Source organism: Microbacterium proteolyticum, from assembly GCF_014192415.1.
Taxonomy (GTDB): Bacteria; Actinomycetota; Actinomycetes; order Actinomycetales; family Microbacteriaceae; genus Microbacterium; species Microbacterium proteolyticum.
On sequence record NZ_JACHXY010000001.1, the window covers coordinates 635,441 to 648,373 of the forward strand.

The following is a 12,933-nucleotide window of genomic DNA, read 5'->3' on the forward strand; positions in this document are numbered from 1 at the left end:
CCGGCAGGGGCCTCGTTCGTCGCTACGGTCTCGACCGGGGTCTCACGATGTCGCGGGGGTCACCAGCGAGAGGACGAAGACCCAGACGCAGACGAAGGCGAGCATGCCCACGCTGTAGAAGATGGACGCGCGGAGTATCTCGCCCTCCCTTCCCGTGAGCCCGACGGCGCCGGCTGCGATCGCGATGGACTGCGGCGAGACGACTTTCGCGACGGTGCCGCCGGCGGTGTTGGCGGCGACGAGCAGCGTGGGGTCGACCCCGATGTTCTGCGCGGTGACGGTCTGCAGGTGTGCGAACAGGGTGTTGTTGTTCACCACCGACCCGGTGATGAACACCCCGAACCATCCGATGACGGGCGCGAGCAGGGGGAAGAGGACCCCGACCGCCGCCAGCGCGTTCCCGATACTGGCCGAACCGCCGGAGAAGTTCGCGATGTTCGCGACGACGAGGATCAACGCGATGAGGATGACGGGACGCCACAGTCCGCGAACGGTGGCGGCGAGTTCCCGCCGCAGCCGGGCGGAGTCAACCTGCGGCGTCGTCCAGAACGTCAGCAGGACGGCCAGCAGGATGGCCGTGCCCGTGGCGTTGAGAGGGGTGAACGCCCACGTCGCCGTGACCGCGTCGCTCGACCCTGCGGGGATGACGACGCCGGTGATGCCCGGGATGGGCACATTCACGACGAGCCCGGCGAGCGCCCCGCCCGGCGCGAACAGAGCCTTGAACCACGGAATGCTCCACACGAAGACGACGCCGGTCAGGATGTAGAACGGGCTCCATGCCACCACGACGTCACGGAATTTCTGGCCGACGGGATCGGGGGCGGTCCCGCCGTCCTCGCGGTAGATACGGCGGGGTTGCCACACACGACCCACGGCGAAGATGGTCACCATGCCGATCAAGCCGGGGAGGATGTCGGCGAGCTCGGGGCCGAGGAGCACGAGGATCCCCGCCTGGCTCGCGCTGTAGACGACACTGGTTGCGAGGAGCACGAGCCAGGTTTCGCGTACGCCTCGCCAGCCGTCGAGGATCAGGACGAGGATCACCGGGACGGCGAGGGTGAGCACCTGCAGAACGAGGACCATGTCGATCGTGAGGTCTGCGAGGGCGACCTCACCCACCTGAGCTCCGACGATGACGGGGATTCCGATGGCGCCGTATGCGCCGGCCGCGACGTTTGCAACCAGGCACAGCATGGCCGCCTTGATGGGAGCGAAGCCGAGCTGCACGAGCAGGGCCGCACAGATGGCGATCGGCACCCCGAAGCCGGCAGCTCCTTCGAGGAACGCGCCGAAGCAGAAGCTGATGAGGAGCACCTGAACGCGTTGGTCAGGGGAGATCCCCGAGATGCTCGCGCGGATGACGTCGAACCGTCCGCTGGCGACGGAGAGCTTGTACAGCCAGACGGCCATCACGATGATGTAGGCGATGGGCCAGAGCGCCGTGAGGGTTCCCAGGAGGCCGGCCCCCGCGATGGAGGTGAGCGGCATCCCGAAAGGCCACACCGCCACGATGACCTGGAGCACGGTGGCGATCGCTCCGGCCACGATGCCGCTGAGCTTGAACACCACCAGGCAGAGGAGGAAGACGAGGATCGGCACCACGGCGATGACCGCGGACAGCCACAATTGCCCCGTCGGGTTCACTACTTGCATCCACATGTCGTACCCCCCTCTATCGGTTGGGCGATGAGTCGGTGAGTGCGGCCTGACGGACGCGCCACGGAGGATTCGCGGGCCTCACAGAGCGCGGCCACGTTCTCTCACTTCTCCTTGACGAGGTCGAGTCCTGCTTCGGCGAACTGACGGAGTGTCGCCTCCGGCAGGAACGCACGAGTGAGGCCCGCGCCGATACGGCCGAGGTCGCCTTCGTCTCGGAACAGCAGGTACATCGTTTCGTAGCGAGGGTGGAACTTCTCCTTGAAGCGATGCAGGGATTTGAACCCGTAGACCGGTTCCAGGACGCCTGCGAGCCAGTCGGACAGGAGTGCGATCGAGCCCGCATCCGGAGGGTACTCGTGCGCCAGGGGCGCACCGGAGAGGGACATGACCTGGGCTCCCTCGCGGGAGAACTCCCGCGCCGACGATCCGATCAGGTATTCCATCACCGGACCGAATCCGCCCTCGCGGCGTCGCATCAGGTCGAGGGTCCAACCGGTCACTCGACCCTCGTCCCCGTACACGGGGAGCCACGAGAGGAAGCCGTCGACGTCGCCCGCGGGCGAGACGGCGAGCGCCACCCGCACTTCGGGATCCTCTGCCTGGGTGAGCGTGCCCAAGGTGAATCCCATCTCCGGGAGCCCCTTATCCCCCACCCATGCTTCGGAGATGGCCCGAAGCTGCTGGTTGATGCCCCACGACTCGTCCACGAGCCGGGTGAGGCGGAAGGTCATCTGTTCGCGATCCGCACGGTTGATGGCGGTGCGGACCGAGTTCCACCGCTTCCCCGTGAATTCCAGACCGGGCAGATCGACGATGGTGTCGTCGGCGACCACGATGCTGCGCCAACCGGCGGGAACGGCGCGATGCGTCTCCTCGCTCGCGCTGAAGAAGCACGGAACGAGCCCGGCGTCTTCGGCGACGCGGATGAACTCGCCCACCGCAGAGGCGCGTGCCGTGGGCGAGCCGATGGGGTCTGCGAGGGCGATCGCAACTCCCGCCCGCCGCTGGTAAGCGACGATGGCGCCGGACGTGGAACGGAAGTAGGTGTTGTCCTCCCACGTGGCCATCCAGGACAGAGTCCCGCCGCCGTTGTCCCGGAGGGCACTCCTGACCTCGTCCGCAGAGGGAACCACGGCATCCCCGATCGTCGACTTCCGGCGGGCGCGGAACGCTCGGCGCACCACCACCAGGTAGACGACGAGCATCAGCCACAGCACGGATTGTGCCAACGTGACGTTGAACTCTCCGATCTGCGCGGCCAGCTCCGCGGGATCGAAGACGGTGGCCAGGACGAACAGGGACGTGCCGGTCAAGAAATTGACGATCGCCAGCACGAGGGCCGCGATCCACGCCCATCTGCGCCCCCTCCGAAGCCCGACCGCGAGGAGGCCGATGACGACTCCGTCTATCGCGGCGTCGATGAAGGGGCCCTGGAACGCCCCCGTGGCACCGAAAGGGCCATCCGTGGGCACCAGGAGGGTGAGGAGTTCGACCGCGAGAATCAGCAGGGTCAGGGCGAAGGCGATGAGCCGTTGTTCTCGAACGGTCGTACGTCGGGCGCGCAGAGAACGATCGACGGCGAGGACGAGGAGGACGGCGAACGCGTGCTCGAGGTCGGCCAATGTCCCCACGAAGAGCAACATCACGAGGGTGAAGCCCAACAGAAGGAACCACGCCCGCACACGCCACGGCGCCTTCATCAGACCGGCAGCGGCGGCGAGGCCCGCCATCGTCCCGGCCGACGGTCCCACATCGAGCACTGTGGCCTGCTCCTGCGCCCAGGACCAGGGAAGCAGAGACGCCAGCCACAGGAACAGCGCGGTGGCGAAGATGCCGAAGAGCTGACCGACGCCGAAGTATCCGGCCGCCGCTCGCGAACCGCGCCGGTACTCCAGCACCGCAAGTCCCACGAAACTCGTGATGACGACGGGGTACAAGATCGGGTGCGCCACGAAGAAGGTCCCCGTGATCGGGGTCCACCATCGCCCTGCTTCCAGCGCCGGCAGCCCGTATGCCACGGAGGCGAACAACCCGTTCTGTTCGAATGAAGCCCATAGCCCACCCGTCGCCACACCGACGACGAGGAGAACCGCCACCAGAGACAGCGTCAGCGGCACCCGTCGCAGCGCGGAGACGATCACCCCTCGGGGGCGGTCCGCACCCTCGGTCAACCGGGAGTCTTCCGGGGTATTGCCGTCTTCGGAGTTCAACGCGTTCGCTCCCATTCATCTACATACTGCAGGGCGACGGCACGCAAGCTTTTTCCTATCTGCGCGTACTGCGTGTCGCGCAGGTTGGCCAGGGAAATACGAATGGACCATATCGGTCCCTCGAAACCTCCCCCATTCAGCAGGATGATCCCCGTCTGTTCGGCAAGCCGGAAAAGGATGTCCGTGGGTTCGTAGTTCGCCTCGAGGAAGTCGGCGAAAGCGGGCTCCCAATGCCGGCGTGCATACGCCAGCATGTCCAGCTCGATGTAGTAGCCGACGCGGTTCGCATCCTCGGGAAGATGCACCTGCATCCCGTTCGTCAGCGAAGCCAGACGTCGGGCGATGAGCGCCTGCGTCTCGTGCTTGTAGTGGTTCTCGGTGTCGAGGAGGCAGTACGCCGAGAAGAGGAGCATCATGCATTGCTGCGGCAGGGACAGACCGGCCGTGTGATTCAGAGCAACGGATCGGCTGTCTGCGACCAGGCGATCGATGAACCGGATCCGCCTCGGGTTCAGCGACAGTGTGCCGTAGCGTGCATCGAGCTCGGTCAGGACTGCCTCCGGGAGGTCCGCCAGACGCTGGTCGAAGATGTTGTCGCGGTTGACCGCGATCACCCCGAGGCGCCAACCGGTGGCTCCGAAGTACTTCGAGTACGAGTACACGCCGATCGTGTTTCGCGGGACCTCCGACATCAGTGAGCGGAAGCCGTCGATGAAGGTGCCGTAGACGTCGTCGGTGATGATGACGAGGTCGGGATTGTCCGAGGCGACCACCTGAGCGATGTGCTGCAGCGTTTCTTCGGAGATCCGCACGGAGGGCGGGTTGGTCGGGTTCACGACGAACAGCGCTTTCACCGACGGATCGCGCAGGCGCTCGATTTCTTCCGCGGGGAACTGCCACATGTTCACGCCCCTGTCGTCGACGACGCTCGCTTCGATGTGGGTGACGTCGAAGTCGTAGTCGGCGAGCCGAGGGATTTCGAGGTAGGGGGTGAAGATGGGCGTCATGATCGCCACCTTGTCGCCCCTGTGCAGCAAGCGGTTCTTGACAAGGGTGTCGAAGATGTAGCACATGGCTGCCGTACCACCTTCGACGGCGAAGAGATCGAAGGGATGCTCCGGAGCGATGCCCGCGCACATCTCCTGGACGAGGTAGGCATGCGTGATGGCCTCGGCGTGGGCGAGCATCCGGTCCGGTTCGGGGTAGTGGTCGCCGATGACGGAATCGGCCAGTTCCCACACGAACGAATCGGGGCTGAAGCCCAGCGTGTCGACGCCGTACGCGAGCACCTCAGAGAGCAGGCGGACTCCGGGCTCGCCGTCGTGCTCGACCAGCCAGCTGCGGAAACGATCGGCGATCCCGTCTTTCTCGGGTACCCCGATCAGCTCGGTATCCCACTCCTTGTTCTCCCGCGACACGGTCAAGGCGAATTGCCCGAGAGCGAAGAACGCCTCGCGAGGTGTGGAGGCGATGAAGTTCGGATTCCCTCGGCCGGCGTTGAGCATCTGGAAGGCCGTGCGGGATTCGTGCTCACCGGCGAGACGTTGCAGCTCCGCCTTGAGTTCGAACGGGGAGAGCGTCTGCAGTCGGGCGATCTGCTCGCGAGACACGCTGGCGATGGGCATGGGTTCTCCTCGGGTTATCCGGTGGTGACGGCGACGACGACGGCGCCCCCGATCGTGAGCACGATGTTTCCGACCGCGTAGGGCACGGTGAAACCGAGCAGCGGCACGCTGCTCTTCGCTGTCTCGCGCAGGGTTCCCACCGCGGCGGTGGTGGTGAGGGCACCCGTCAGCATGCCCAGGATGAGGACGGGATGGGTCTTCCTGTAGAGGAACCGGCCGACGAGGGTCATCACGATGAGCGGCACCAAGGTGACGAAGACTCCCGCGAGGAAGAGCTGGATTCCGTAGTCTCGAAGGCCCGCGATGAAACCCGGTCCGGCATTGATGCCGACGACGGCGACGAAAAGCGTCAGTCCGACCGTTTCGAAGAACCACTGCGCCCCCGGCGGGACGTGTCCGAATGTGGGGCTCTTCGATCGTCGCCAGCCGAGCACGAGGCCCACCAGGAGAGCGCCCACACTCGTGGTCAGAGACAAGGGCACCGACCCCAAAACGATCGTCGGGACCCCGATCAATGCTCCCGCCGCGATACCGAACGAGACGGTGACCATGTCGGATTTGGGATCCGTGCGTTCGGGGTAGCCGACGTGACGGATCCCCTGTTCCAGCAGGGCGAGAGGGCCCTGCACACGGAGTTCGTCGCCTGCGTGCAGAACGGTGGCGCCCGTGAACGGCAGGGACTGGCCGGCCCGGGTCACTTTGGTGAGGAAGATGCGTCGCGAGCGCGGGTCGGCGCGGAGGTCGGAAACGGTCATCCCGACCACCTGCTTGCTCGTGACGACGATGCTGAGGGTCTCGAGCGGGAAGTCCAGGATGTCCGGATCGACAACCTCGACGGCGACCCGTTCGAGATGCTCGTCGATGAGGGCCGGGTACGAGCCGGCGACGACGATCACGTCTCCGGCGACGAGACCGTAATCGAGTTCCGGTTCGACGAGCTCGCCACCGTGGCGAACCCGGGCGACATACAGATGCGAGCCGGTACGGCGGACCGATTCGGCTTCGAACTCCTCGATGGTCTGAGCCGAGAAGACGTCGCTGAGCAGGTAGGCACGGCGATGGATGTGCTGGTAGGCGCTCGTGACATCCGGGTCGTCCTCATGGAACCCGAGCTGTACCTCGAGATCGTGTGCGGCCGCGGGGAGGTTCTTGATCCCGAGGAGACGGGGAGCGACGAAGGAGATGTAGAGGGCAGCCCCGATGGTGCCGAAGATGTAGGTCACGGCGTACGCCACCGGCACCAGGTCGCTCCACTGCGCCGCAGTGTCCCCGTCGATCGGTAGTCCGGAGATGGCATCCTGCGCGACGCCGATGATGGCCGACTGCGTGAGCCCCCCGCCGGCGAGGCCTGCGGCGATGCCGGGGTTGTAGCCCAGGACGAGACTGGTCGCGACGGCGGTGCCGAGACCGACGGCGGCGAGAGCCACCGCGAACGCCGCTTGCGGCAGTCCGGAACCCTTGAGGCCCGCGACGAACTGCGGCCCGAGCTTGTATCCGAGCGAGAACAGGAAGAGGAGGAAGAAGATCTGCTTGACGAGGGGGTCGACCCGCAGGTCCTCGCCGAAAACCGCCCCGATGACCACCCCGACGAGCAGCGTTCCCGTGACGGCGCCGAGACCCAGGCCACGGATCGTCACTTTTCCGATGAGGAAGCCGAAACCGAGCGCCACGAAGACGGCGATCTCGGGGTGGTTGACGACGGCGTTACGAACCCATTCCATAAGACCTCAGCCCTCCGTCGCGCGGCTGGCCGCGGTCGCCGCGTCATCGACACCGGCAGCGGGGTCGCGGATGCTCTGCGTGTCACGTGTCCGCGCGAGAAGGGCGCTCTCCGGCAGACGACCTTCGCGTACGAGACGGTCTCCCGGCATCCTCGGCCCCCTCGACTCCCCGCGCATCGGGACGATACGTAGGTGACACCCTAACCCCGAACCAAGACACCACTGAATGAGATTGCGTCTTCGGTACCGACCGTGCTCATCGGTGGTACGGCTCGCATCTCCTGTCGACCTCCCCTCGCCGCCCATGTAACGCCCACGTAAACTCCCCCTCTCCCACCCCCTCCACCCGGGTGAGAGAGTCGTTACCTCCCCGCCCCACCCCGCGTCGTCCGGGGTAATCCCTCCTCCCTACGCTGGCGGCACGCCCCACCCATGCGGGGCGCTGCACCTCCCCACATCGCCTTCCGGAGGAACCCGTGACCGTCACCGACCCGCGCCCCGAAGCCGTAACGGCGCCGCCCGCACTCGACCAGAGCGCGGATCTGCAACACCGTCCCGGCCGGTGGATCGACAACTGGAACCCCGAGAACGCCACCCAGTGGGCCAACGAGGGCAAGGCCATCGCCTCCCGCAACCTGCGGTGGTCGATCTTCGCCGAGTTCCTCGGGTTCGTCGTGTGGCAACTGTGGTCGGTCGTCGTCGTGTCGCTCCCCGCCGCGGGCTTCCAGCTTTCCACCGGTGAGATCTTCTGGCTCATCTCCATGCCGAGCCTGGTGGGCGCGACGCTGCGCATCCCCTACACGTTCATGGTTCCGCGCTTCGGCGGCCGGAACTGGACGATCGTGTCGGCGGGTCTCCTGCTCATCCCGAGCATCGGGCTCGCCATCGCGGTGTCGAACCCCGCAACACCTTTCGGTCTGCTCCTCCTCATCGCCGCATTCGCCGGCTTCGGTGGCGGCAACTTCGCCAGCTCGATGGCGAACATCACGTTCTTCTACCCGGCCGCGCAGAAGGGCTACGCGCTCGGACTCAACGCCGCGGGCGGCAACCTCGGCGCCTCGGTCGCGCAGTTCGTCGTGCCGATCGTCATCACCGTCGGTGCCGCCGCCACCCTCAACCTGCCGCTCGCAGGTCTCATCTGGGTACCGCTCATCCTCGTCGCCATGGTCGGTGCGTATTTCCGTATGGACAACCTCTCGAGCGCGAAGGCCGACATCACGGCATCCCTCGCCGCTCTCAAGGAGCCGCACCTGTGGATCATGGCCGTGCTCTACATCGGCACCTTCGGATCGTTCATCGGCTTCGCGGGCGTCTTCCCGAAGCTGCTCGCCGACACGTTCCCCGACTTCAAGGGCATTGCGATCGGAACCGCCACCGTCACCCTGGCGTTCCTGGGCGCGCTCGTCGGCTCGCTCGCCCGCCCCTACGGCGGCAAGCTCGCCGACCGCTTCGGCGGTACGGTCATCACGATGGGCGCGTTCACGGTGATGGGTCTCGGCATCCTGGGCGTGATCGTCACCCTGCCGATGCAGAACTTCGCCATCTTCCTGCTGTGCTTCCTGGTGCTGTTCGCCGCCGCCGGTATGGGCAACGGCGCCACCTACCGCATGATCCCGACGATCTTCGCCCTGCGCTCGGACAACGGCATCGGCGCGCAGCGCAAGGCCGCCGCAGCCCTCGGCCTGATCTCGGCGATCGGCGCGTACGGCGGCTTCTTCATCCCGCAGCTGCTGGGCTTGTCGAAGACGACGTTCGGCTCGTACACCCCCGCCCTGGGCTGGTTCGCCCTGGCCTACGTCGCCTTCCTCGCCCTCACCGCCGGCGTCTACCTGCGCATGTCCAAGAAGACCGGCACCCGGATCTGATGACCATGAGCTCCGCCGACACCCACTGCCCCTACTGCGCGCTGCGGTGCGCCATGACCGTCACCCACGCGGGCGACGCCACGGTCACGGGCCGCGACTTCCCCACCAACCGGGGAGGACTCTGCGCCAAGGGCTGGACGTCGGCGGAGCTCCTGGCATCCCCCCACCGACTCCGGATGCCGCTGATGCGGCGCTCCGACGGCACCCTCGCCGAGACCACCTGGGACGACGCACTGGATGCCGTCGCGGCGGCGTTCCGCGAGACGAAGGCCACCCACGGATCCGACGCCAACGCCATCTTCGGCGGCGGCGGCCTCACCAACGAGAAGGCGTACCAGCTCGGGAAGTTCGCCCGCGTCGCCCTGGGCACCTCGCGCATCGACTACAACGGCCGGTTCTGCATGTCGTCGGCCGCCGCAGCGTCCAACCGGGCCTTCGGCATGGACCGGGGCCTGCCCTTCCCCGTCACCGATCTCGACGCGGCCTCGACGATCCTGTTGTTCGGCTCGAACGTCGCCGCGACCATGCCGCCGTTCCTCGCGCACCTCGCCGGAGCGCGCGCCGCGGGCGGCCTCATCGTCGTCGACCCGCGCCGCTCGGCCACCGCGCGCCTCACCGAAGACGGTGCCGGCACCCACCTGCAGGCAGCCCCCGGCACCGACCTGCCCCTGCTCCTCGGTCTCACGCACATCGCCCTCGCCGAGGGCCTCGCCGACCGCGCATATATAGATGAGCGCACGACGGGCTTCGACGCCGTGCGGCGCAGCGTCGCCCCGTGGTGGCCGGAGCGGACGGCATCCACCACCGGCGTTCCCGTTCCGGAGCTGCGAGCGACCGTCCGGCGCCTCGCCGCGGGACGCGCGTACATCCTCACCGGACGCGGCGTCGAACAGCACGTCGACGGCACCGCCACCGCGACCGCCGCGATCAACCTCGCCCTCGTGCTCGGCCTCGTCGGCCGCGCCGGCTCGGGCTACGGCACCCTCACCGGACAGGGCAACGGCCAGGGCGGCCGCGAGCACGGCCAGAAGGCCGACCAGCTGCCCGGATACCGGTCCATCCGCGACCCCGACGCCCGCCGGCACGTCGCGGGAGTCTGGGGCATCAGCCCCGACGAGCTTCCGGATGCCGGCATCCCGGCCACCGCGCTGCTCGGCGAACTCGGCGGGCCGGTGAAGACGCTGCTGGTCGCCGGCTCCAACGTCGTCGTGTCGGCGCCCGACGTCGAGACCGTGCGGGCTGGCCTGAAAGCCCTCGACACCCTCATCGTCTGCGACTTCTTCCTCTCCGAGACCGCGGAACTCGCCGACATCGTGCTGCCCGTGCTCCAGTGGGCCGAGGAGGAGGGCACGATGACCTCCCTCGAGGGCCGGGTCATCCGCCGCCGACAGGCGCTACCGGGACCCGACGGTGCCCGCAGCGAGCTGTGGATCATGTCCGAGATCGCACGGCGCCTGGGCGCGGCATCCACCTGGTCGACCGATCCGGCCGAAGTCTTCGACGAGCTCGCGCGCGCGTCGGAGGGCGGCATCGCCGACTACTCGGGCCTCTCGCACGCGCTGCTCGACACCGGCGTCGAGGCGTACTGGCCGTACCGCTCCGAGAGCACGCCGCGTCCGTTCGCCCGGCGTTTCGCGCACGCCGACGGTCGCGCACGTCTCGTGCCGGTGGATGCCACTCCCCCGACGCCGACCGACCGCGGCGGCGATCTGACCCTCGTCACCGGCCGCTACCTGCAGCAGTACCAGTCGGGCACGCAGACCCGCCGCGTCACCGAGCTGAACGGCGCCCGCCCCGAGGCACGGCTCGAGATCCATCCGGCGACGGCTTCGCGGCTCGGCATCCGCGAAGGTGCGCTGGTCGCGGTGTCGAACGAGCGCGGCACCGTGCGGGCGCGGGCGAGCGTGACGCTCGACATCCGTCACGACACCGTTTTCCTGCCCTTCCACTACGCCGGCGACGAGTGCGCCAACCGCTTGACCGAGGCCCTGGTCGACCCGACCTCGGCGATGCCGGAGTTCAAGCGCACGCGCGTGCGGGTGGCTCCGGATGCCGCGGTGTCCGTCGCCGCGGTCGGCCACGGGCCGGTGGTGGTGTCGGAGCATCCGGCGGTCGGGCGGACGGCTTCCCCTTCTTCCCGTGTCAGTGAAATCGCCGAGGAGATGCATGTCTGAGCGTGTGGTGCTGGTGGGCTACGGCCCCGTCGGGGCGCGGCTGATCGAGGGACTCCTGCCGGCGGTGCGCGACGGGCTCATCGACTTGACGGTCATCGGCGCCGAGACGCACGACGTCTACAACCGCGTACTGCTCGCCGAGTACGCCGTCGGGCGCGCGGACCGCGAAGGCCTCGACATGGGCGACCGGCTCGTCGCCGAAGAAGCCGGCGTCCGGTTCGTGCTCGGCATGACGGTGGTCGGCGTCGACCGCGATCGTCGCGTCGTGCGGCTGCACGATGGCATCCGGATCCCCTACGACCGGCTCGTGCTGGCCACAGGGGCACGCGCGAACGTCCCCACCCTCGCCGGTCTCGAGCGGGCGCAGCGGCATCGCGCGGCCCGGCCGGCGGTTGCGGCGGAACTCGACCACGGGTCGGCGCCTCTGCCCCGCGGAGTCGTCGCCCTGCGCGACCTCGCCGACGCGGAGCACGTGCGTGCCGCCGTCTCGGCCGGGCAGCGCATCGTCGTGCTCGGCGCGGGCGTGCTCGGCATGGAGCTGGCGCTGGCCGCCGCCGAAGCCGGCGCCGAGGTGGTGGTGGCGTACCACTCCGCCGCCCCGATGAACCGCACGCTCGACGAGAACGGCGGACGCGTACTCGCCGCCGCGGCCACCGCCGTCGGGGTGGAGATGATGCACCACGCCCGCGCCGAGAGCATCGTGCAGCGGTACGACGATCATGGCCAGGCGTGGTTCGACGGCCTGGTGTGCGCCGACGGCAAGGTGCTCACGGGCGACCTGCTCGTGCTGTCGTGCGGGGTCGCGGCACGCACCGAAGTGGCATCCCTCGCCGGACTCGCCATCTCGAGCGGCGTGCTCGTCGACGGTTCCTCCCGTTCGTGGACGGACCCCGCCGTCTTCGCGATCGGCGACTGCGCGCACGTCGCCGACCCCGCCGATGCGGGCGCCGACGGCCGCGTTCCCGGAGGCCCGAGCGGGCTCATCGGACCGGGCTGGCGGCAGGCCGATCGGCTCGCGGCGCTGCTGTCGTCGGGGATGTCGGGCGGGGGCGCCGCCGTAGCGACACCCCTCGTAGGCGATGTGTCCGCGGCCCCGGCACCCGTCGAACGCCCCGGCGTCGTCATGCTCAAAGCCGAGGGAATCGACGTCGTCGCCGGGGGCGCGGTCGACGCCGACCCCTTCTCGCACGCTCCCGGATGCCACGGCCCCCAGATCACCCTCTGGGCCGACCCCGCGCGCGGCGCGTACGTCAAGCTCGTCACCGTCGACGGCGTGCTCACCGGCTTCGTCGCGGTCGGGATGCCGCGCACCGGCGCCGAGCTCACCCTGCTGTTCGAGCGGGGCTCGGAGCTGCCCGCCGACCGCTCGTCCCTCCTGCGGCTCGACGCCCCCGACGCCGGGATGACCGTCGTCGCCGACCCGTTCGCCGCGGACGCCACGGTGTGCTGGTGCAACGGGGTGAGCGCGGGGGCCATCCGCGACGCCGTCACCGCCGGGGAGCCGACGGTCGCGTGCGTGAAGGCGTCGACCCGCGCCGGCACCGGCTGCGGCGGCTGCGTCGGCCGGATCAACGAGCTGATCGCGCGTGAGGCCGTGCCGGCGTAGGCCGTGCGGCGTGCGGCGTGCGCCGTCTGCCCGCGTGCGGCGGGGCGGCTGCTCGCGTGCGGCGGGGCGG

At 68.5% G+C, this 12,933-nt stretch carries 7 protein-coding genes; 3 read left to right on the forward strand and 4 right to left on the reverse strand.

Annotated features, from left to right (window positions below; translation table 11 throughout):
• Positions 1 to 42 precede the first annotated feature (42 nt).
• The 4 genes from FHS07_RS02945 to FHS07_RS02960 all read right to left on the reverse strand — a co-directional run bounded on the left by FHS07_RS02945 (position 43) and on the right by FHS07_RS02960 (position 7,218).
• The gene (locus FHS07_RS02945) at positions 43 to 1,662 is read right to left on the reverse strand and encodes an L-lactate permease (RefSeq protein ID WP_183418406.1); all 1,620 of its coding nucleotides are present in this window, start codon (positions 1,660 to 1,662) and stop codon (positions 43 to 45) included.
• Positions 1,663 to 1,763: 101 nt separating this feature from the next.
• A complete protein-coding gene (locus FHS07_RS02950) occupies positions 1,764 to 3,833 on the reverse strand; it encodes a bifunctional lysylphosphatidylglycerol flippase/synthetase MprF (protein ID WP_246383087.1) in 2,070 nt (689 codons plus the stop codon).
• Positions 3,834 to 3,868: 35 nt separating this feature from the next.
• Positions 3,869 to 5,497, reverse strand: coding sequence for a bifunctional aspartate transaminase/aspartate 4-decarboxylase (locus tag FHS07_RS02955; protein WP_183418408.1), 1,629 nt, complete (start codon positions 5,495 to 5,497; stop codon positions 3,869 to 3,871).
• A 14-nt stretch (positions 5,498 to 5,511) separates the two neighbouring features.
• On the reverse strand, positions 5,512 to 7,218 hold the full coding sequence (locus tag FHS07_RS02960; RefSeq protein ID WP_183418409.1) for an aspartate:alanine exchanger family transporter: 1,707 nt from the start codon (positions 7,216 to 7,218) through the stop codon (positions 5,512 to 5,514).
• Between the two features lie 476 nt (positions 7,219 to 7,694).
• Here FHS07_RS02960 and FHS07_RS02965 point away from each other — a divergent pair, with 476 nt between their 5' ends.
• From FHS07_RS02965 to FHS07_RS02975, 3 genes are read left to right on the forward strand one after another with little or no spacing between them, the layout of a single operon-like run.
• Entirely contained in the window at positions 7,695 to 9,083 is a 1,389-nt protein-coding gene (locus FHS07_RS02965; RefSeq protein ID WP_183418410.1) for an MFS transporter, read from the forward strand.
• A 5-nt stretch (positions 9,084 to 9,088) separates the two neighbouring features.
• A complete protein-coding gene (locus tag FHS07_RS02970; RefSeq protein WP_425488144.1) occupies positions 9,089 to 11,257 on the forward strand; it encodes a molybdopterin oxidoreductase family protein in 2,169 nt (722 codons plus the stop codon).
• Positions 11,250 to 12,863, forward strand: coding sequence for an FAD-dependent oxidoreductase (locus FHS07_RS02975; protein WP_183418411.1), 1,614 nt, complete (start codon positions 11,250 to 11,252; stop codon positions 12,861 to 12,863). The genes FHS07_RS02970 and FHS07_RS02975 overlap by 8 nt, the downstream gene beginning before the upstream one ends.
• Positions 12,864 to 12,933 lie beyond the last annotated feature (70 nt).

Excerpts from the sequence above, each read along its gene's own strand:
- FHS07_RS02945 (WP_183418406.1), bottom strand. The coding sequence starts at position 1,662 with ATGTGGATGCAAGTAGTGAACCCGACGGGGCAATTGTGGCTGTCCGCG.
- FHS07_RS02955 (WP_183418408.1), bottom strand. The coding sequence starts at position 5,497 with ATGCCCATCGCCAGCGTGTCTCGCGAGCAGATCGCCCGACTGCAGACG.
- FHS07_RS02960 (WP_183418409.1), bottom strand. The coding sequence starts at position 7,218 with ATGGAATGGGTTCGTAACGCCGTCGTCAACCACCCCGAGATCGCCGTC.
- FHS07_RS02970 (WP_425488144.1), top strand. The coding sequence starts at position 9,089 with ATGAGCTCCGCCGACACCCACTGCCCCTACTGCGCGCTGCGGTGCGCC.
- FHS07_RS02975 (WP_183418411.1), top strand. The coding sequence starts at position 11,250 with ATGTCTGAGCGTGTGGTGCTGGTGGGCTACGGCCCCGTCGGGGCGCGG.